This is a genomic window from Micrococcus antarcticus, assembly GCF_044872765.1.
In the GTDB taxonomy this organism is placed as follows: domain Bacteria; phylum Actinomycetota; class Actinomycetes; order Actinomycetales; family Micrococcaceae; genus Micrococcus.
The window spans coordinates 2029058-2048660 of the sequence record NZ_CP085253.1; the positions used below are offsets into that span (position 1 = coordinate 2029058).

The 19603-nt window shown below is 73.8% G+C and carries 20 protein-coding genes; 9 read left to right on the forward strand and 11 right to left on the reverse strand.

Going from position 1 to position 19603, the window contains the following annotated elements:
* Positions 1-15 precede the first annotated feature (15 nt).
* The 3 genes from LG274_RS09550 (at position 16) to LG274_RS09560 (ending at position 2270) form a co-directional block, all read left to right on the forward strand.
* Complete coding sequence (locus tag LG274_RS09550; RefSeq protein ID WP_404464142.1) at positions 16-705, forward strand: class F sortase; 690 nt, start codon at positions 16-18, stop codon at positions 703-705.
* A gap of 76 nt (positions 706-781) precedes the next feature.
* The gene (locus LG274_RS09555; RefSeq protein WP_404464144.1) at positions 782-1330 is read left to right on the forward strand and encodes an RNA polymerase sigma factor; all 549 of its coding nucleotides are present in this window, start codon (positions 782-784) and stop codon (positions 1328-1330) included.
* The gene (locus tag LG274_RS09560) at positions 1317-2270 is read left to right on the forward strand and encodes a hypothetical protein (protein WP_404464146.1); all 954 of its coding nucleotides are present in this window, start codon (positions 1317-1319) and stop codon (positions 2268-2270) included. The genes LG274_RS09555 and LG274_RS09560 overlap by 14 nt, the downstream gene beginning before the upstream one ends.
* A gap of 105 nt (positions 2271-2375) precedes the next feature.
* Here LG274_RS09560 and purL read toward each other — a convergent pair whose 3' ends face one another.
* From purL to LG274_RS09580, 4 genes are all read right to left on the reverse strand, one after another.
* The gene (purL, locus tag LG274_RS09565) at positions 2376-4682 is read right to left on the reverse strand and encodes a phosphoribosylformylglycinamidine synthase subunit PurL (RefSeq protein ID WP_404464148.1); all 2307 of its coding nucleotides are present in this window, start codon (positions 4680-4682) and stop codon (positions 2376-2378) included.
* The gene (purQ, locus tag LG274_RS09570) at positions 4679-5476 is read right to left on the reverse strand and encodes a phosphoribosylformylglycinamidine synthase subunit PurQ (RefSeq protein WP_248116496.1); all 798 of its coding nucleotides are present in this window, start codon (positions 5474-5476) and stop codon (positions 4679-4681) included. Before purQ ends, purL begins: the two co-directional genes overlap by 4 nt.
* Positions 5476-5754, reverse strand: a complete 279-nt coding sequence (gene purS / locus LG274_RS09575) for a phosphoribosylformylglycinamidine synthase subunit PurS (RefSeq protein ID WP_404464150.1) — start codon at positions 5752-5754, stop codon at positions 5476-5478. Before purS ends, purQ begins: the two co-directional genes overlap by 1 nt.
* Before the next feature lie 296 nt (positions 5755-6050).
* Positions 6051-7097 carry a hypothetical protein gene (locus LG274_RS09580; protein ID WP_404464152.1) on the reverse strand — a complete coding sequence of 349 codons (1047 nt, stop codon included), beginning with the start codon at positions 7095-7097 and terminating at the stop codon, positions 6051-6053.
* Positions 7098-7222: 125 nt separating this feature from the next.
* Between LG274_RS09580 and LG274_RS09585 the strand changes: the two genes are divergently transcribed.
* Entirely contained in the window at positions 7223-7456 is a 234-nt protein-coding gene (locus tag LG274_RS09585) for a hypothetical protein (protein WP_248116502.1), read from the forward strand.
* A 4-nt stretch (positions 7457-7460) separates the two neighbouring features.
* Complete coding sequence (locus LG274_RS09590) at positions 7461-7937, forward strand: YchJ family protein (protein ID WP_298710480.1); 477 nt, start codon at positions 7461-7463, stop codon at positions 7935-7937.
* Between the two features lie 37 nt (positions 7938-7974).
* Here LG274_RS09590 and LG274_RS09595 read toward each other — a convergent pair whose 3' ends face one another.
* From LG274_RS09595 to LG274_RS09610, 4 genes are all read right to left on the reverse strand, one after another.
* Positions 7975-8124, reverse strand: a complete 150-nt coding sequence (locus LG274_RS09595; RefSeq protein ID WP_404464155.1) for a hypothetical protein — start codon at positions 8122-8124, stop codon at positions 7975-7977.
* A gap of 49 nt (positions 8125-8173) precedes the next feature.
* On the reverse strand, positions 8174-8371 hold the full coding sequence (locus LG274_RS09600) for a helix-turn-helix transcriptional regulator (RefSeq protein WP_248116508.1): 198 nt from the start codon (positions 8369-8371) through the stop codon (positions 8174-8176).
* Between the two features lie 3 nt (positions 8372-8374).
* A complete protein-coding gene (locus LG274_RS09605; protein WP_404464157.1) occupies positions 8375-8920 on the reverse strand; it encodes a hypothetical protein in 546 nt (181 codons plus the stop codon).
* A 159-nt stretch (positions 8921-9079) separates the two neighbouring features.
* Positions 9080-10051, reverse strand: coding sequence for a DUF952 domain-containing protein (locus tag LG274_RS09610; RefSeq protein ID WP_404464159.1), 972 nt, complete (start codon positions 10049-10051; stop codon positions 9080-9082).
* A 132-nt stretch (positions 10052-10183) separates the two neighbouring features.
* On the opposite strand from LG274_RS09610, the gene LG274_RS09615 reads away from it, so the two are divergent.
* The gene (locus tag LG274_RS09615) at positions 10184-10876 is read left to right on the forward strand and encodes a DsbA family oxidoreductase (RefSeq protein ID WP_404464161.1); all 693 of its coding nucleotides are present in this window, start codon (positions 10184-10186) and stop codon (positions 10874-10876) included.
* Positions 10877-10975: 99 nt separating this feature from the next.
* Here the strand turns inward: LG274_RS09615 and LG274_RS09620 are convergent, their stop codons facing one another.
* Positions 10976-11125, reverse strand: a complete 150-nt coding sequence (locus LG274_RS09620; protein ID WP_404464163.1) for a hypothetical protein — start codon at positions 11123-11125, stop codon at positions 10976-10978.
* A 5-nt stretch (positions 11126-11130) separates the two neighbouring features.
* Positions 11131-12243 (reverse strand): 3-methyladenine DNA glycosylase, encoded by a 1113-nt coding sequence (locus LG274_RS09625; protein ID WP_404464165.1) that lies wholly within the window; start codon positions 12241-12243, stop codon positions 11131-11133.
* 276 nt (positions 12244-12519) lie between these two features.
* On the opposite strand from LG274_RS09625, the gene LG274_RS09630 reads away from it, so the two are divergent.
* The gene (locus LG274_RS09630; RefSeq protein WP_404464167.1) at positions 12520-15522 is read left to right on the forward strand and encodes a S8 family serine peptidase; all 3003 of its coding nucleotides are present in this window, start codon (positions 12520-12522) and stop codon (positions 15520-15522) included.
* Positions 15523-15759: 237 nt separating this feature from the next.
* On the opposite strand, the gene LG274_RS09635 is transcribed toward LG274_RS09630, so the two are convergent.
* Positions 15760-17046, reverse strand: a complete 1287-nt coding sequence (locus LG274_RS09635; RefSeq protein ID WP_319075489.1) for an aspartate kinase — start codon at positions 17044-17046, stop codon at positions 15760-15762.
* Positions 17047-17305: 259 nt separating this feature from the next.
* On the opposite strand from LG274_RS09635, the gene LG274_RS09640 reads away from it, so the two are divergent.
* Both LG274_RS09640 and LG274_RS09645 read left to right on the forward strand, forming a co-directional pair.
* On the forward strand, positions 17306-18307 hold the full coding sequence (locus LG274_RS09640) for an ABC transporter ATP-binding protein (RefSeq protein WP_404464169.1): 1002 nt from the start codon (positions 17306-17308) through the stop codon (positions 18305-18307).
* Positions 18304-19530 carry an ABC transporter permease gene (locus LG274_RS09645; protein WP_298710461.1) on the forward strand — a complete coding sequence of 409 codons (1227 nt, stop codon included), beginning with the start codon at positions 18304-18306 and terminating at the stop codon, positions 19528-19530. The genes LG274_RS09640 and LG274_RS09645 overlap by 4 nt, the downstream gene beginning before the upstream one ends.
* Positions 19531-19603: the final 73 nt, after the last annotated feature.

The window sequence follows — 19603 nt, forward strand, 5'->3', positions numbered from 1 at the left end:
AGGACCGCCGGCCACGTGTCGGCGGTCCTCGCGCTCGCCGCCGTCGTCCTCACCGGCTGCGCGCCGTCGGCGGCGGTCTCCTCCCTCCCGTCCGAGCAGGGGCGAAGCTCCGTCGTCGCGATGACGCCGGGTCCCGGGGAGGGAACGGGAACTCCCCCGGCCGCAACCCCCTCCGCGGCCCCGGCCGTCCCCGGGCGGACGCCGTCGTCGGGGATCGCCGTCCGGCGCGCCACCCAGAGCCCAACGGACGACGCCAGGATCCCCGTGCGCGTGGACTATCCGGCCATCGGGGCCACGCTGAGCGTGGTCTCGGTCGGGGTCACGGAGGACGGGGCGATGGAGCTGCCCGACGACAGCTCCGTCGGCGGCTGGTACCGCCACGGCTCGGCCCCCGGGGATCCTGAGGGGACGGCGGTGATCGCCTCCCATTCGGGTTCACCGCGCAATCCCGTGGGGGCCCTCTACGGGCTGCGGCAGGCCACGGTCGGCGACGAGGTCACCGTCACGGATGCGGCGGGGACCGCCCGGCGCTATCGGGTGGCCTCCACCCAGAGTCTGGGGAAGGGCGAGCTGGACCTGTCCCCGTACTTCCGCCGGGACGGCGCCGCCGAGCTCGTCCTCATCACCTGCGGCGGCGAATGGCTGCCGGACGAGCGGGACTACACGGAGAACATCGTGACCATCGCCACTCCAGTCGAGGGCTGACCGGTAGCCTGTCGGAAGGTCTGGCCTGAGCCGGGCCGCGCCGCGCCGACGCGGAACACCGCGGGAGAGGAGCCCCATGTTCGAGGACGACGGGCTCGACCGCCGGTTCGCCGCGGGGGAGGCCGCCGCCGTGCGCGAGGCGTACGAGCGCCACGGCCGCCTGGTCTTCTCCCTGTGTCTCACCGCACTGCGCAGCCGGCAGGACGCCGAGGACGCCGCCCAGCAGGTGTTCACGCGGGCGTGGCGCTCGCGGGACACCTACGATCCCGCCCGGCCACTCGGCGGGTGGCTGACGGGCATCACCCGTCGCGTCATCGCCGACATGTTCGCCGGCCGTGCTCGTGACGCGCGGAAGATGGAGGCGGAGGTCGTCCACCTCCCCCGCGCCGAGGGCGCGGAGGACGCGGTCAGCGACGCCGTGGTGGCCGCCGTCGTCGTGCATGACGCCCTCGCCCTGTTGGGTCCGCCCCAGGACGAGGTGCTGCGCCTGGCCTTCCTGGAGGACCTGGCGCACCAGCAGATCGCCGAGCGCCTCGACATGCCGCTCGGCACCGTCCGTTCCCACATCCATCGCGGCCTGGCCGCACTGAGAAGACGTCTGGAGGCCGCCGATGCCCGAGCGTGAGCATCCCCGCGGCCGACAGTCCGCGGAGGAGATCTCCGACCTCGCCGTCCGGCTGCACGAGCGCGTGCGCGACGGCGGCCCGCTCGCCGCACCCGCCGACGTCGCGGCGTCGCTCCATCCGGAGGACGCGGCCGAGCTGGAGGCCATCCTGCGTGTGCTGGCCGCCCTCGACGGCCCCGCCCCGGACCTGGCCGACCCGCCGCCGCACCTGTGGGGGCGGATCGCCGCGGAGCTGGAACCCGAGACGGAGGCCGTGGCTCACGACGGGCCGGGGGCGGGCGACGCGACCGATGTGGGGATGAGGCCCGGCGGCGTCGCGGCCGTTCGTCCCATCGGCTCCGCCCGATCCGTCGCCCGTGGCCGCTGGTGGCCGCTCGCCGCGGCGGCGGCGGTCGGGCTCGTCATCGGTGGAGGGGCCGTGGGCGCCGCCATGTCTGGCGGACCATGGCAGGGCGGTGCCCCGGAGGCGGGGAAGCCCGCGGCGACGTCGCCCGCCCCGCCGACCCCCGCGCCGCCGACGCCCGTCTCCCCGACGCCCGCCTCTCCGACGAGCGGAACGGACGCTCCCGGCCAGGGGGCTGAGCTGGGCGGCGGCGAGGACCTCATCGGCACCGCCGTCATGGCGTCCGTGACCACCGACGGATCGGCGGCCCGCGCCGAGATGACGCGTGCCGCCGACGGGGAGATGCACCTGGCCGTGCACGTGCCCCAGGTCCCCGCACCCGAAGACGGCTACCTGGAGGTCTGGATCCGCGACGAGGCCGCCACCCGCATGATCTCCTTGGGCACCGTGACCCGCCAGGACTCGGTGCTGACCGTCCCGGAGGGTGTGGACCTGGCGTCCTACCCCATGCTGGACGTCTCGCATGAGCACTTCGACGGCGACCCGTCCCACTCGACGATCTCCCTGTGGGTCGGCGAGATGCGCCGGGCCACCTGAGGAGTCTCCGAGGACGACGAGCCCCCAAGGACGACGAACCCTGCGCAGTGGGGCCTATCCGGGCTGGATAGGCTCCACTGCGCAGGGCTCGTCGCTATAGCAGGCTCAGCCGAAGTGCTTCGGCAGGGTCGCCTCCCACGCCTCCCGCAGCTCGGCGATCGGCAGCTCGAAGCCGCCCTGCACCTCGAGGGCGCCGGACTCCGTGTCCACGACGCCGATGCGCGTCACCGTGTAGCCGCGGGCCGTGGTCATGTCATTGAAGCGGACCTCTTCGGTGCGCGGGACGGACACGACGGCGCGCCCCTGCGTCTCGGAGAACAGCGCGGTGAACAGGTCCACTCCGTCGCGGCGGTGGACCTCGTCCAGCACGATCCGCGCGCCGACGCCGAAGCGCAGCACCATGTCCGCCAGGGTCGCCGCGAGGCCGCCCTTGGAGACGTCGTGCGCGGCGTCGATCATGCCGTCGCGCGAGGCGTTGACCAGCAGCTCGCCGAGCAGGCGCTCCTGCTCGAGGTCCACCTTCGGGGGCGTGCCGCCCAGGTGGCCGCGCAGGTTCGCGAACTCGGAGCCGTCCAGCTCATCGCGGGTGACGCCGAGCAGGTAGACCGCCTGCCCGTCCGCGTCCCGGCCGAAGCCCGAGGGCGTGCGGCGCGCGACGTCGTCGAGCTGGCCCAGCACGCCCACGGTGGGGGTGGGGTGGATGGCGACGCCGCCGGTCTGGTTGTAGAGCGAGACGTTGCCGCCGGTGACGGGCACGCCGAGCACCTGGCACGCATCGGCGAGGCCGCGGACGGCCTCGGCGAACTGCCACATCACCTCGGGGTCCTCGGGGGAGCCGAAGTTGAGGCAGTCGGTGACGGCGAGCGGCACGGCGCCCACGGTGGCCACGTTGCGGTAGGCCTCCGCGAGGGACAGCTGCGCGCCCGCATACGGGTCGAGGTACGCGTAGCGGTCGTTGCAGTCCGTGGCCAGGGCCACGCCCATGCCCGTCTCCTCGTCCACGCGGACCACGCCGGCGTCGTCGGGGGAGGCGAGCGCGGTGTTGCCGCGCACGTACCGGTCGTACTGCCGGGTGATCCAGGAGACGTCCGCCATGTTGGGGGAGGCCATCAGCTCGACGACGGCGGCCTTGAGCGCGTCGCCGTCCTGCGGCAGGTCCTGGCCGGCCGCGGAGGAGCGGAACGTGTCCGCCTGCAGCGCGTCCTGGAAGGAGGGGCGGTGGTAGGGGCGCTCGTACACGGGGCCGTCGTGGGCCACGGTGCGCGGGTCGACGTCGACGATGGTCTCGCCGTCCCACGTGATGACGAGGCGGCCGTCGCCGGTGACCTCGCCGAGCCACGAGTACTCCACGTCCCACTTGGCCATGACGGCCTCGAACGCCGCGACGTTCTCCGGCGTCACGACGGCCATCATGCGCTCCTGCGACTCGGACATGAGGATCTCGCCCGGGGTCAGCGTGGAGTCGCGCAGCAGCACGTCGGTCAGCTCGACGCGCATGCCGCCTTCGCCGTTGGAGGCGAGCTCGGAGGTGGCGCAGGAGATGCCCGCGGCACCGAGGTCCTGGATGCCCTCCACGAGGGAGCCGTGGAACAGCTCGAGACAGCACTCGATGAGCACCTTCTCCGCGAACGGGTCGCCCACCTGGACGGAGGGGCGCTTGGCGGGCTTACCGCCGGCGTCGAAGGACTCCGAGGCCAGCACAGACGCGCCGCCGATGCCGTCGCCACCGGTGCGGGCGCCGAAGAGCACCACCTTGTTGCCGACCCCGGACGCGTTCGCCAGGCGCAGGTCCTCGTGCTTGAGCACGCCCACGGCGAGCGCGTTCACGAGCGGGTTGCCCTGGTAGGAGGCGTCGAAGGAGACCTCGCCGCCGATGTTCGGCAGGCCGAGGCAGTTGCCGTAGCCGCCGATGCCGGAGACGACGCCGTGCACCACGCGGGCGGTGTCCGGGTGGTCGATCGCGCCGAAGCGCAGCGGGTCCATGACGGCCACGGGGCGGGCGCCCATCGAGATGATGTCGCGCACGATGCCGCCGATGCCGGTGGCCGCGCCCTGGTAGGGCTCCACGAAGGAGGGGTGGTTGTGCGACTCCACCTTGAAGGTCACGGCCCAGCCGTCGCCGAGGTCGGTGACGCCGGCGTTCTCGCCGATCCCCACCATGAGGTTCTTCTTCATCTCCTCGGTGAGCTTGTCCCCGAACTGGCGCAGGTGCACCTTCGAGGACTTGTAGGAGCAGTGCTCCGACCACATCACGGAGTACATCGCGAGCTCCGCCGCGGTGGGGCGGCGGCCCAGGATCTCGCGGATCCGCGCGTACTCGTCCTCCTTGAGGCCGAGCTCCGCCCACGGCTGGGCGACGTCCGGGTTCGCCTCGGCGTGCTCCACGGTCTCGATGGTGAACTGCTGGCTCATGCGGCGCCTCCCCGGCTCGCGAGGGTGGTCAGGACGGAGGTGAAGAAGCCCAGGCCGTCGGTGCCGGCGCGCACGCCGTCCGCGGTGTCCGGGCCGAAGCCGGCCTCGACGGCGTGCTCCGGGTGCGGCATCAGGCCCACCACGTTGCCCGCCGGGTTGGCCACGCCCGCGATGTCGCGGCGCGAGCCGTTGGGGTTCCAGCCCTTGTAGCGGAACACCACGCGGCCCTCGGCCTCGAGGGCGTCGAGGGTGGCGTCGTCGGCCACGTACTGGCCGTCCTGGTTCTTCAGGGGCACGGTGATGGTCTGGCCCGGCGCGAAGTCGCGGGTCCACGCGGTGTCCGTGGACTCGACCGTGAGCTCCTGGTCGCGGCAGATGAAGTGCAGGTGGTCGTTCTTGATCATCGAGCCCGGCAGCAGGTGGGACTCCGTGAGGATCTGGAAGCCGTTGCAGATGCCGAGCACCGGGAGCGCGTCCGCGCCGCCCTGCGGGCCGCCGGCCGCCTCCGCGATGGCGTCCATCATGGGGGCGAAGCGGGAGATCGCGCCGGCGCGCAGGTAGTCGCCGTAGGAGAAGCCGCCGGGGACGACGACGGCGTCCAGGCCGGACAGCGCGGCCTGCGGGTCCGCGTCGGCGTGCCACAGGGCCACGGCCTCCGCGCCGGCGAGGCGGATCGCGCGGGCGGCGTCGACGTCGTCGAGCGTGCCCGGGAAGGTGACGACGCCGATGCGGGCGCCGGACAGGGGAGTGGCGGGCGTCGAGTAGTCGCCGATGAGGGGGAGGTCCGCGGCCATCAGGCGTGGGCCTCGTCGTCGGTCCCCGCCTCGTCGACGAGCTCGACGTTCACGACGTCCTCGATCACCGGGTTGGAGAGCATCTCCTCGGCGGCCTTGCGGGCGGCGGCCAGGATCTCGTCCGTGACCTCGCCGTCCACGGTGAGCTCGAAGCGCTTGCCCTGGCGGACCTGGCTGAACTGGGTGAACCCGAGGCGGGGCAGGGCCCCGTTGATGGCCTTGCCCTGCGGGTCGAGGATCTCGGGCTTGGGCATGACGTCGACGACGATGATGGGCATCCAACGCTCCTGGTGTCTGAGGGGGCCGTGCGGGTGGCGCTCCGGGGCGGCCAGAGGAGAGCGGTGGTGCCGTCTCACGCCGGGGCCGCCGGACGCTCCGCGAGCTTGCCCGGCCAGTCTACCGAGGGGGCGCGCGGCCCAGTCCGGGGCCGTCCTGCCCCGCCCGCTCCGACCTCCGTCCCGCCCCGCCCGCCCCGACCTCCGGCTGTGCTCAGGACCGCGTCCTCATGACGAGGTCCTGAGCACAGCCGGAGGTCCTGAGTCGGAGCACGCACCGACCCGCCGGCCCCGACCCCTCACCCGCGACGCCGGGGCACGCCGTGGCGCACCAGCTCGGCCTCCAGTCGGGCGGGGGAACGCAGGTCCTCCCACGTCCAGCGGGCGAGACCGGACAGCAGCCGGCGCAGGCGGACCTCCCGCTCCTTCTCCGCCCGGATCGCCCGGCGTCGGTCCGCCTCGGAGGCGTGCAGCCCGACGTCGTACTTGGTGATCCCGTCGAACTCGCCGCCCACACGGAGCTGCGGCCACCAGAAGTCCACCCGGTCCTCGTGCGCGGCGCCCGGGGTGCGGACGCGGTGCTGCAGCACGGGAGGGGCGAACCCCAGCTCATGGACGAGGACGCGGCTCAGCGACTCCCCGGGCGACTCGGACGCGCCGTCGGCGAATGCGCAGGCCCGGGAGAACCGCTCGCGGGCCGCCCGGGAGGCGGGGAGCTCGGCGTGGGCGGCGGCCCATGCGGTGCACTCCCGGGGCCGGTCGCGCAGCAGACGGTCCAGCGGGGCCACGCTCTCCCGCAGGGGCAGGCCGGCCGCCAGCTGCAGGTGCACGGTGGAGAGCGACTCCGCCCGGGCCGTGCCGAGGAGGACTCCGCCCGCCGTCCGCAGCAGGATCTCCACGGGCTCGTGGCCGGGCGCGGAGACCGGGTTCCACACTGGGGAGAGGGTCGGCGGCGGAGGGAGCGGGGCGGCGCCGGGGGCGAGAGCCTGGCGGACGAGGGTCGACCGACCGTGGTGGTGCGGCGTCGTGGCGCGCACGTGCAGCGTCCGGGGCGTCTCGATCAGGGGCAGCCCGTGGAGGTGGGCGGCGGTCGCGCCAGTGAACACCGCGTCCGGGCGGGCGAGCACCACCGCCGACGCCGCCAGGGTGAACCGGTCCCAGGGTGCGGCCCCGAGCCAGTCGGCCACGGGGCAGTAGACGCCGCGCACGAGGCGCAGCAGCTTCCCGGCATCCCAGGCCCGCGCCACCCGGCGGCGCGTGGTCGCGTCCGTGCGGGCGGTCACTCGCAGCAGCGGGCCGCGGCCGGTGCGGAGACCGGGGTCCTCGGGCAGGGGTGCGGGGTCCATGCGCTCAGGATCGGCCGCGCGGGCGAGGCTGGGCGCGGGGAGGGCGGCCGCCTGGGGAGGGCGAGGGTTCTGTGGAGGCCTGTGCAGGAGCGGCGGGGCCGTGCGTCGGCGACTAGCCTGGGCGCATGATCCTGGCCCGCATCCCCCGCCGTCGCGACGACCGCGCCGCCGCCCCTCGTCCCGTCCGCCTGGCCGCGGGCCGACGCGCCGCCGTCGCCCCCGACTCCGGGCGTGTCCGTCCCGTCAGCCCGCTGGGCCCGGCCATGGTGCTGGCCCTCGGCGGCGTCGCGCTGTCCGCCGTCCGCCGCATGCGCGCCCGCGCCGGGCGACGACGCGCGGCCGGCACCGATCGCGCCTGAGCCGGTGACAGCCGACCAGCCGGGAGCCGAGCCCTGCCCGTGCGGCCGGGGCCTGCCGTACCCCGACTGCTGCGGCCGCTGGCACGCGCGCCACGCCGCGGACGGGACCCTCGCCGCGCCCACGGCCGAGGACCTCATGCGCTCGCGGTACACGGCGTTCGCCCTCCTGGTCGCCACGGATCACGACGACGCCGCCCGCACCGCGGCCGCGATGGTCGCCTACCTGCGCGCCACCTGGGCGGCCGAGACGCGTCCCGCCGCGGCGGACCTGACCCCGGGGCCGGGGGAGACGCCCACCGCGTTCACCCGCTTGGCGGTGACGGACACGACCGGCGGCGGCCCCTTCGACACGGTCGGGACCGTGACGTTCACGGCGCTCGGCCGGGACGCCTCCGGGGCGCGCGTGCGCCTGACCGAGCACAGCCGGTTCCGCCGCGAGGACGGCGTCTGGCGCTACGTGGACGGGGACGTCGCCGGCTGAGCCGGCCGCGCGGCGTCGTCGGGGCCGGAGGGAGGGGTCAGAAGGCGGAGAGGAACGCGGCGGCCACGCTGAGGATCAGACCCGCGATGCACAGCAGTGCCACGATCGTGACCACCGGCCGGGTGTGGCGCGGGGAGTCGTCCGGGGCGAGGTCGGCGTCGCGCAGCTCGGGGGGAAGGCCGGTCATGGTGCTCCTGGGGTGGGGCCGGTCGGGGGTCGCGCCACTCTACGGGCGTTCAGTCCGCGTCTGGGGTGAACAGGTCCTCGATGCGCCGGCCGAACACGGCGGCCAGGCGGAAGGCGAGGGGGAGGGAGGGGTCGTATCGGCCCTTCTCGAGGGAGATGACCGTCTGGCGCGAGACGCCGAGCTCGTCGGCGAGGCGCTGCTGCGACCACCCGAGGCGTGCGCGCTCGGCCGGCAGGGAGTTCTCCACGGCTCAGCTCCGCCGCTTCAGCAGGAGGTACCGGACGGCGGCGGAGGCCGCGGCGACGACGATCAGGGTGGCACCCGTCAGGGACGGCGACGGCTGCCACCCGGTCATGCCGATCACGAACGTGCCCAGCCCGATCACCACGAGCAGGTCACCGAACGCCCCGGACTGCGCCTTCTCCAGCCAGCGGCCCTCGACGGTCTCCTCGGTGTCCCGGATCGCGCCGCGGACGGTCGTGCGATCCACGAACAAGAACCAGGCGACGCCGGTGCCGATCGGCAGGGACGTGGCCGCCATGATGAGGCCCATGATCCAGGGGTAGCGAGCGTCCGGCTGCTCGCGCAGGGTGGCCAGGCCGTAGGCGGCGGCGCCGATCAGCAGGGCGATGAGCAGGCCCAGCACCAGGCTCACGAGGAGGAGCCGGCCCGTGCCACCGCCCAGCCGGGCGGACCGGCCCCAGAACGATCGCGTGTCCCGGCGGGGGTCGGTGGTGGCGCGGGGCGCCTCGGCGGTGGGGGCGGTGACGTCGTCGGTGCCGTGGTCGGAGGTCATGGCCTGCTCCTTCGTGCGGTGCCGGGGCCCGTCCCCGGCGGTGTGAAGCAAGCTTGACAGTCAAGGACGCTGGACGTCAAGGGAGCTTGACCCTTTCACCCCCCTGCTTGAACATCGGTTGAGTTCTCGGGGGTGCCGGGCCGGAACACGCCCGAGAACTCAACCGGCGTTGGTGGGGGCGGGGGTCGGCGGCACGAGGGCCAGCCACAGCGGCTCGAGCGCGAACCCGAGCGCCTCGTTCATCCGCAGGGACGCCGCGTTCACCTCGGCGCCGCCCGTGCCCCAGATCCGCCCGCCCCGGGCGTGCGTGGCCAGCACCGACGCCGCCTTCACCGCCTTCCCCAGGCCCCGCCCCTCGTGCCCCTGCCGCACCGCCGTCCGGTCGACGTCCCACCGGACGTCCCCGTCCGCTCCGTGCGTGCGGAACAGCAGGGTGACACCGATCAGCTCCGCGCCCGCGAACGCCCCGACGGCGACCCCGTCCTCGCCGTCCAGCCGCGCCTCGAGATCGTCGGACAGGGGCGTGTGGAACGAGCCGTCGGTGCGCGGGAAGCGCGGGGCGGCCTCGGCGTCGAGTGCGCGCAGGGCGAGCGAGTCCGCAGTCTCCAGCACCCGCACCTCGACCCCCTGCGCCTCCGCCGCGGCCACCAGGTCCCGGTACGGGGCGAGGTCGGCGTCGTCGGCCAGGTGCAGGCGTGCGCCCCAGGACCGCGAGCGCACCGTCCACCCGGCGTCCTGCAGTGCGGCGGCCTCGGCGGTGTCCTGCCGGAGGACGCGGGCCTCAGCGCCGGGCATGGCGACGGGCGTCATCAGCGGCACGGGGATGTGGTCCCGGGCCTGCGTGCCCGGGTGGACGTGCGGAAAGCACTCGGAGGCGGGGTCGGCCGGGTCGCCGGGCTCGCGGCGCACCGCGAAGCCGGACCCGGCGAGCGCCTCCTCGTCCAGGGCGACGAGGAACGCGTCCGGCCGGTCCGCGTAGAACGCCGCCGCCACCGCGGCTGCCTGTCGGGCGTCCTCGGAGGCGTGCAGGAAGCCGACCTCGAAGAAGGTGGCGCCCCGTGTGGACGCCGTGTAGCGGCCCGTGCGGCGGGCCCCGGCCCAGTCCTCGGGCAGGGTGATGTGCAGGATCATGGCGTCACCGTATCGGCCCGACCGTTCCTGCCCCCGCTGACCTGGAATGTTCCGTCCCGGCGGGGCGTTGGGCCCCGGAGACGACATGCCGCCGACCCGCGACGGCTGCGTCCCCAGAGAGGTCGGATCCCCATGAAGATCGACGTGTGGTCGGATGTCATCTGCCCGTTCTGCTACATCGGCAAGCGCCGCCTCGAGCTCGCCCTCGAGGAGACCGGCGTGGACGCCGAGATCGTGTGGCACAGCTTCGAGCTCAACCCGCAGGCGCCGGCGTCGTACGGCATGACGCTGCCCGAGGTCATGAGCACGGCCTACGGCGCGAGCACGCCCCAGGCGCTCGCGGTCCTCTCCCACGAGGAGGAGCAGGCCCGGAGCGTGGGCCTGGACTTCCAGTGGCGCACCGCGAAGCCGGGGAACACGTTCACCGCCCACCGCGTGCTGCAGCTCGCCGCGTCCCGCGGGCTCGGCGCCGAGGCGGAGGAGCGCCTCTTCCGCGGCTACTTCTCCGAGGGGGAGGAGATCGGCTCGGCCGACGTCGTCCGCAGGCTCGCCCTGGACGTCGGCCTCGAGGCGGCCGAGGTGGACGAGGTCCTCGCGGGCGACCGCTATGCGCGCGAGGTGCGCGCGGACGAGCAGCGTGCCGCGGACCTCGGGGTGCGCGGCGTCCCGTTCTTCGTGGTGAACGACTCCGCCACGGTCTCCGGGGCCCAGAGCGTGGAGCACTTCGCGGCAGTCCTGCGCGACGAGGCCGCCCGGGTCCAGTCCCCGCCGTCCGACGGCGGCGCCGTCTGCCACGACGGGGTGTGCGAGTTCCCCTCGGCCTGAGGAGGCGCCGCCACCGCGGGTCCGCGGCCCCTCGGCCTCGGGGCCGGCCGGCGGGCGTGAGGGGGAATCGAGGCGCCCCCCCGGGCCTCCGACGCGCCCTCAGAACGAGCTGAAGAACCCCGCCGCCACACTCATCACGAGGCCGATGATGCACAGCCACGTCACGATCAGCACGATCGGGCGCGGGCGGCGGGGCGCGTCGTCGTCGTCGAAGCGCACGCCGCGCAGTTCCGGGGGCAGCTCACTCATGCCGCTCATCCTCCCAGGCCACGGCGCGTCTGCGGCACCCCGATGCCTGCTGACGCCTCCAGGCCTCCCGACCCACCGTGCCCCTCCAGCGCCTCCATCGCCTCCAGCAGCCGCCTCCGCAGCGCCTGGCCCCGCTCCGCGAACCCGCGCTGCGCCCGCGCGTACTCGGCCCGGCCCTCGGGCGTCTCGATCCGCACGGGCGGGTAGTCTCCGCCGGCCAGGTCGGTCACGCCGGTGAGGTCGTACGGCGAGGCCCGCATGTCCAGGGCCCGGATGTCCCACGCGAGGTCGAAGCAGTCCGCCACGATCTCCGAGCTCACCCACGGCACGAGCTTGTACGCCCACTTGTAGAGGTCCATGCCCGCGTGCAGGCATCCCGGCTGCTCCATGTCCCGCATGCCCTCCCGCGTGGGGAGCGCACCGTCGTCGCCCTCGTTGAGCCCTCGCGCCTCGGGCGCGAAGAAGCGGAAGGCGTCGAAGTGCGTGCACCGGATCCTCTGGGACTCGACCACCGCGTCCGTCCCCGCCGCGCCCAGGCGCAGAGGCAGCTGGGAGTGGCGCACGCCGTTCACGTCCGCGCGGTACGCCATGGCCCACTCGTGCAGTCCGAAGCACCCCAGCCGGGGCGCTCGAGCGGAGGTCCGGGCGAGAAGGTCGCGCGTGAAGGCGACGCCGGTCGCCCGGTCGCGCGCGAAGGCCGTCTCGTCCACGGTCCAGCCCGCGGCCGGCGACGGCGGCCCGCCCGGCGCGAGCGCCTCTCCCGCGCGCACGCGGCGCACGTGCTTCCACGTCCCTCGGGCCGGGGCGCCGGACTCCTCGGCCTCAGCGGCGGCGTTCGACCCGGCGTCGTCGTCGGCGAGGAGCATGCCCGCCCCGGGATGCCAGCGCGCCAGCGCCGCGGGGGAGTGGGCGTAGTAGCCGAACAGGAAGTCCTGCACGGGATGCTTCTCGCCGCGCATGTGCAGCGCCACCAGCGGCGCGGTCCGCGCGGAGATCCGCTCCCGGTGCGCGCGGGCGCGCGCCCGCCACTCCTCGGCGGGGAGCACGACGACGGCGGGGCGCGCGTCCCCGGACGGCGCGGCGACAGGAGTGGGCGGGTCGGTCTGGATCTGGAGCATGGCGCATCCATTCTCCCGCGCCGCGCCTCCCTCCCGGTCCCGACGACGTCCACGCGGCCGCCGGCCGGACCGTGCCCCGCGCCCGGCGGGCCCTCTGTGTCGCTCCTGGGGGGGGAGCTGACGATCGTCTGGCCAAACCGGACGCTGTGAGCTACATTGCATCCATCCGACTGTGGTGCGAGTCACACAGGCCCTCCGGCCTCGACTGCCCCCGCTCCCACCGCCTCAGCGACGAAGCGGCACCCGGACCTGTCCTTGATGAGAAAGGCGGAGGCCATGCCCCGTTCCCACACCCCTGCCCGGCGTCGTCTCGCCGCCGCCGTCCTCGGCGCCAGCCTGCTCGGCGCTCCCGCGCTCGCCGCTCCGGCCTCGGCTGTCCAGCCGCCTTCCGGCGCCGCCGCCTCCAGCCCCCAGGGCAAGCTCAGCGTGGACCAGCAGTTCGAGGACGGCCGCTACTTCGTGATCCTCGCGGACCAGCCCTCGGTGACCGCCGAGGAGGCCGGAGCCCCGGCCCCGGGCGCCGCGCCCAAGGAGAAGTTCGATCCGTCGCACCCCCGCGTGAAGAACTACGAGGCCAAGCTCAAGCGCCAGCAGGAGAAGGTCGCGAAGGCCCACGGCGTCGCGCCGGCCATGACCTTCCAGCGCGCCGTGAACGCGTTCGTCGCCGAGCTCACCGCGGAGGAGGCGCTCCAGCTGAGCAAGGACCGCAGCGTCCTCGCTGTGACTCCGGACGAGCAGGTCGCCCCCGACTACACCTCCACCGAGTTCCTCGGCCTTCCCGGCAGCAAAGGCACCTGGAAGACCACGTACGGCTCCGAGAAGAACGCCGGCAAGGGCGTCGTGGTCGGCGTCATCGACTCCGGCATCCACCCGGACAACCCGTTCATCGACGGCGAGCCGGTCGGCCCGCTAAAGGGCAAGCCGAAGGTGGGCGAGCCGTACCGCACCGCGGACGGCCAGATCGCCATGCTCAAGGCGGACGGCACCACCGCCGTCGCCGAGTGCGAGACCGGCCCCGACTTCCCGGCCTCCTCGTGCGACAGCAAGCTGCTGGGCGCCTACGCCTTCTCCGAGGACTTCGAGCGCTTCGTCCCGATCGACGAGCGCGACCCCAACGAGCGCATCTCCCCTCTCGGTGTCGCCTCCCACGGCACCCACGTGGCCACCACGATCCTGGGCAACACCGGCGTGGCGCAGGACATCAACGGCGACTCGTTCGGCGAGGGCGCCGGCGTGGCCCCCGCCGCGAAGCTGATCTCCTACAAGATCTGCTGGGAGGACACCGATCCGGACACCGGCGGCTGCTACACCTCCGCCTCCGTGGCCGCCGTCGAGCAGGCCATCGAGAACAACGTGGACGTGCTCAACTACTCGATCTCCGGCAACAACACCTCCGTCGTGGACCCGGTGGCCATGGCCTTCCGCTCCGCCGCCGAGGCCGGCATCTTCGTCTCCGCCTCCGGCGGCAACTCCGGCCCCACCGCCAACACCGTGAACCACTCCTCCCCGTGGGTCACCACCGTGGCCGCGGAGACCTTCTCCAACGAGCTCACCGGCACCGTGGAGTTCTCGGACGGCACCAAGGTCCGCGGCGCCTCCTCGTCCCGCACCGGCGTCGGCCCGGCGGAGGTCGTGCACGCGTCCCAGGTGGCCGCCGCCGGCGCCACCGCCGACCAGGCCCGCCTGTGCCTGCCCGGCTCCCTGGACCCGGCCAAGACCGCCGGCAAGATCGTGCTCTGCGAGCGCGGCCAGAACGCCCGCGTCGAGAAGTCCCAGGTGGTCGCCGAGGCCGGCGGCGTCGGCATGATCCTCGTGAACGTCACACCCAGCTCCCTGGACGCGGACATCCACTCGGTCCCCACCGTGCACACGAACGACGCCTCGATCATCGAGAAGGTCAAGGCCGGCGGCCTCACCGCCACGCTCGTGCCGCAGGACACCACGGGCCTGCCCGAGGACCCGCTGCCCCAGATCGCCGGATTCTCCTCGCGCGGCCCGTCCAACGCCGTGAACCAGGAGTTCCTCAAGCCCGACGTCGCCGCCCCCGGCGTGAACGTGATCGCCGGCGTCTCCCCCCTGGACCCGTCCTACGAGGGCAACGAGTTCGGGCTCATGTCCGGCACGTCCATGGCGGCCCCGAACCTCGCCGGCATGGCGTCCCTGCTGATCGGCAAGCACCCGGAGTGGTCGCCCATGGCGGTCAAGTCGGCGCTCATGACCACCGCCGGCGACGTGTTCACCGCGGACGGCTCCGTCAACGAGGACAACTTCGCCACCGGTGCCGGCTCCGCGGACCCGAAGGCCGCCGACCGCCCGGGTCTGGTCTACGAGTCCGACGCCACCCAGTGGGACGCCCTGATCATGGGTGACATCGCCGGGCGCGAGGTCAACATCCCCTCCGTGGCCATCCCCGATGTGGTGGGCTCCACCTCCGTGACGCGCACCGTGACCGCCCTCGAGAACGGCCGCTGGCAGTTCTCCGGCTCGGTGCCCGGCTTCGAGGTGACCGCCTCGCCGTCGTACCTGGACCTCAAGAAGGGCCAGTCCGCCGAGGTCACCCTGACCTTCACCCGCACGGACGCCCCGACGAACGAGTGGACCCACGGCTCCTTCACCTGGAGCACCGCCAAGGGCAAGGCCGTCCCGGAGGTCACCTCCCCCGTGACCCTCAAGGCCCTGGCGGCCACCGCGACGTCGTCGGTCACCGGCTCCGGCGCCTCCGGCTCCGCCACGGTGGAGATCAACCCCGGCATGACCGGTGAGCTGACCCCGCAGATCCTGGGCCTCGGCAAGGTGGACGCCACCCCCGTGACCAAGACCCCGGGCGAGTCCATCTCCGTCAACGAGAACACCTCCACCGCGGTGAAGACCGTGACCGTGGGCGAGGGTGCCAAGTCCTTCGTGGCCAGCATCAACGCCGGCGCCTCGGACGCCGACTGGGATCTCGCCGTGGTCACCCCCGAGGGCAAGGTCGTGCAGATGGCGACCGAGTCGGCGAGCGAGACCATCACCTTCGACAACCCGGTGGCCGGTGAGTACCTCGTGATCGCCAACCTCTACGCCACCGCCGACGGCGGCGCGGACGACGCGTCCCTGGACACGCTCGAGCTGCGCGAGGACGCGGGCAACCTCACCGTGACCCCGAACCCCGTGCCCGTCACCAACGGTGAGCTCACCGAGGCTGAGCTGTCCTGGTCCGGCCTCACCGACGGCACGTGGCGCGGACAGGTCATCTGGGCCGACGGCGCTGCGACCGACGTGACCGTCACGGTCCCGTGACCGGAGCCTGACCCCCATCGTCCTCGTTGACGAGACGGGCGCTCACGACGCCGCCCCCGCACCTTCTCCATGACGGTGTGGGGGCGGCGGCGTCCATGTGCGCGAGGGAGGGCGACGGCGGCGCGTGCGCCGCTCAGTCCTCCTGGTCCAGGCGCGGGGAGAGCAACGCTGCGAAGCCGGGCCATCCGGCGTCGGGCTCGAGCAGGGCGCCCGGGCCCCCGGGGCCGGCGTCCGGGCTCAGCGCCCGGTGCCCCCGTAGACGGTGGCCTGCTCGTCGGCGTCCAGGTCGAACGCGGTGTGGATGGCGCGCACGGCGTCGTCGAGCTTGTCCTCCGCGGTGACCACGGAGATGCGGATCTCCGAGGTGGAGATCATGTCCACGTTCACGCCGGCGTCCGAGAGGGCCTTGAAGAAGGTGGCCGAGACGCCCGGGTTGGAGCGCATGCCCGCGCCCACGAGAGAGAGCTTGCCGATCTCCTTGTCCGACTCGATGTCCTCGAAGCCGATGCGCTCCTGCGCTGCGCGCAGGGCGGCCAGGGCGTCCTTGCCCTCCACGATCGGGAGGGTGAAGGAGATGTCCGTGCGGCCGGAGCCCGCGCGCGAGACGTTCTGCACGATCATGTCGATGTTCACGTTGGACTCGGCGATCACGCGGAAGATCTCGGCGGCCTTGCCCGGGACGTCCGGGACGCCGACGATCGTGACCTTGCCCTCGGAGCGGTCGTGCGCCACGCCGGCGACGATGGGCTGTTCCATGGGAGCGCCTTCCTGCAGGGTGATGGTGTCGTTCGGGTCGGGCATGATCCACGTGCCCTCGTGGTCGGAGAAGGAGGAGCGCACGTGGATCGGCACGCCGAAGCGGCGCGCGTACTCGACGGAGCGCAGGTGGAGCACCTTGGCGCCGGAGGCGGCCAGCTCGAGGGTCTCCTCGGAGGAGAGCTCGCCGATCTTGCGGGCGGTGGGCACGACGCGCGGGTCGGCCGAGTACACGCCGTCCACGTCCGTGTAGATCTCGCACACGTCCGCCTTGAGCGCCGCGGCGAGGGCGACGGCGGTGGTGTCCGAGCCGCCGCGGCCCATCGTGGTGATGTCCTGGGACTCGGGGCTCATGCCCTGGAAGCCGGCCACGATGGCGACGGCGCCGTCGTCGAGAGCGCCCTGCACGCGGTGCGGGCTGACCTTCACGATCCGGGCGCGGCCGTACGACGTGTCCGTCATCATGCCGGCCTGCGATCCCGTGAAGGAGCGGGCCTGCACGCCCTCGGCGTGGATGGCCATGGCCAGCAGGGACATGGAGATGCGCTCGCCCGCGGAGAGGAGGATGTCCATCTCGCGGGCGGGGGCGGCGTCGGTGAGCTCGGCGGCGAGGTCGAGCAGCTCGTCCGTCGTGTCGCCCATGGCCGAGACGACCACGCACACACGGTGGCCCGCGGCGACGGTGGCGGTGACGCGGCGGGCGACGCGTTGGATGCCGGCGGCGTCGGCCACCGAGGAGCCGCCGAACTTCTGCACGATCAGGCTCATGGAGCTCCCTTCGGGCGGGGTCGAGACGAGGTGTCCCCACGGACCGCTCCAGTGTAGGGGCGCACCGCCTCCGGTCCCGCAGTGTGATCCGGGACGTCCGCATCGTGAGCTGCCGGGGCTGCGGGGACCGTGGGGTCGGCCCGGGCCACCCGGAACCGCCCGGAACCGCCCGGAACCGCCCGTGAGGATGACCCCGCGCCGCGCGGGATCATCCTCTGGGCGGACGACGTCGTCGCCCCGCCCCGGTCAGCATGGAGGCATGACCCTCTCCTCGGTGCTCGACGTCTCCCCACCTCCGCCCGCCGCGGGCAGCGGGATCGTGGCCCACGGCCTGGCCCGCTCCTTCGGTCCCGTCCACGCCGTGCGGGACGTCTCCCTCACCGCGCCCGCCGGGACCGTGACCGCCCTCGTGGGGCCCAACGGCTCCGGCAAGACCACGCTCATGCTCCTGCTCGCCACGCTCCTGCGTCCCGACGCCGGCTCCGTCGCCGTGGCCGGCGTGGACGCGACGGCCGACCCGCAGGAGGCCCGCCGGCATCTGGGCTGGATGCCGGACACCCTCGGCGTGTGGGAGTCGCTGACCTGCCACGACATCCTCACGAGCCTGGGACGGCTCTACGGGATGGGCCGCGTCGCCGCCGCCGCAAGGGCGGACGAGCAGCTGGAGTGGGTGGAGCTCACCGAGTTCGCCCGCCGCCCCGCGCGCGTCCTCTCCCGCGGCCAGCAGCAGCGCCTCTCCCTGGCCCGCGCCACCGTGCACCGCCCCGCCGTGCTCCTGCTGGACGAGCCGGCCAACGGGCTCGATCCCACCTCCCGCATCCGCCTGCGGGACGACCTGCGCGCCATGGCCGCCGCGGGGACCGCCGTGCTCGTGTCCTCCCACGTGCTCGCCGAGCTCGAGGAGATGTCCGACCGCGCGGTGTTCGTGCGCGAGGGCGCCACCGTCTCCACGCAGGACTTCGCCGCGGCCGGCGCGCAGACCCGTCCCTACCGGATCGCAGGGCCGGACCCCGCGCGTCGGGACGAGCTGGTCCACGCCCTGGCCGCGCACGGTCTGCTCCCCGGCGCCGATGCCGGGAACCGCCGGGACGGCGTCGTGGTGCAGGTGCGCGGCGAGCAGGCCGCCGCCGAGCTGCTCGCGGACCTCGTGCGCGACGGCGTGCCCGTGAGCCACTTCGCTCCGGAGGGCTCCCGCCTGGAGAACGCCTACCTGGACCTCGACCTGGACCACCGCCGTCACACCGAAGGAGAACGCCCGTGAGCCACGTCCTCGCCCCCTCGAGCGCGACGCCGGGCGCGCCGACTCCCGGCATCGTCCCCCCGCGCCTGGGCGCGGGGGCGGCGGTGCGCACCGTCGTCGGGATGGAGCTGCGCCAGCGGCTGCGCTCCCGCGGCTGGTTCGCGCTGCTCGGCGTGTTCTTCCTCGTGGTCGGCGCCGTGACGCTCGGCGCTCTCGGCCTGCACGCCTCCACCCTCGGCGAGATGCAGGGGGTGTCCGACGCTCAGCGTGAGACCTCCCTGCGCATGGCAGGCCAGTGGCTGTTCGACGGCGTCCTGATGTTCGTCCTGACCCTCTCGCTGCTGGTGTCCCCGGCGCTCGCGGCCAACGCGATCTCCGGCGACCGGGCGGGCGGGACGCTGGCCATCACGCAGGTGACCCTGCTGAAGACGTGGCACCTCATGGCGGGCAAGTGGCTCGCGGCATGGGTGGCCTCGGCGGCCTTCCTCGTGGCGGCCCTGCCGTGGCTCGTGGTGGCCGCGCTGGTGGGACGGGTCTCTCCGCTGTTCGTCCTCGTGGGCCTCGCGATGATCCTGGTGGAGTTCGCCGTGATCACGGGGATCGGCGTGGCGGTCTCGGCCATCACGGGGCGCACCCTGTTCGCCGTCGTCGTCACCTATCTGCTCGTGGCGCTGCTGACGCTGGGCACCCTGATCGGCTTCCTGCTCTCCCTCTCCGTCATCAACATCACCGTGCAGGCCAGCCAGCCCCGGTACGGCTACGAGACGGCCACGATGGACGAGGCCACCACGCCGGAGGAGATGGACGCGCAGGCGGCCGAGGACCCGGCAGCGTGGGACCTCGTCGCCGACCAGTGCGGGGGCCCTGTGACGGACCAGGTGGTCCCGGACCCGCGTCGGACGGGGTGGATGCTCGCGCCGAACCCGTTCGTGGTGCTCGCGGACGCCACGCCGTGGTCGCCGGTGCCCCAGTCGGAGCCGTACATGGGCCAGATCGGCGCGCTGAACCTCATCTCGGGCGGGGTGCGGTGGACCCAGAGGGACCCTCTGCAGTCCGTGGAGTGCCTCAACGGGGAGCTGCGCGGGATCGACCAGGCGGGTGAGCCGAACCGCGAGGGCACATGGCCCGTGTGGCCGCTCGGCCTCGCCATGCAGGGTGCGCTCACGGCGGGCCTGCTGTGGTGGGGACACCGCCGCCTCGACACGCCGGCCGGGAAGCTGGCCGCGGGCACGCGCGTGGCCTGAGCGGTCCCCCGGAGGCTCCCTCCCCCGCGGGCGGCCACGGCGGCACCGACCTCCGGTGCCGCCGTCGCCGTGG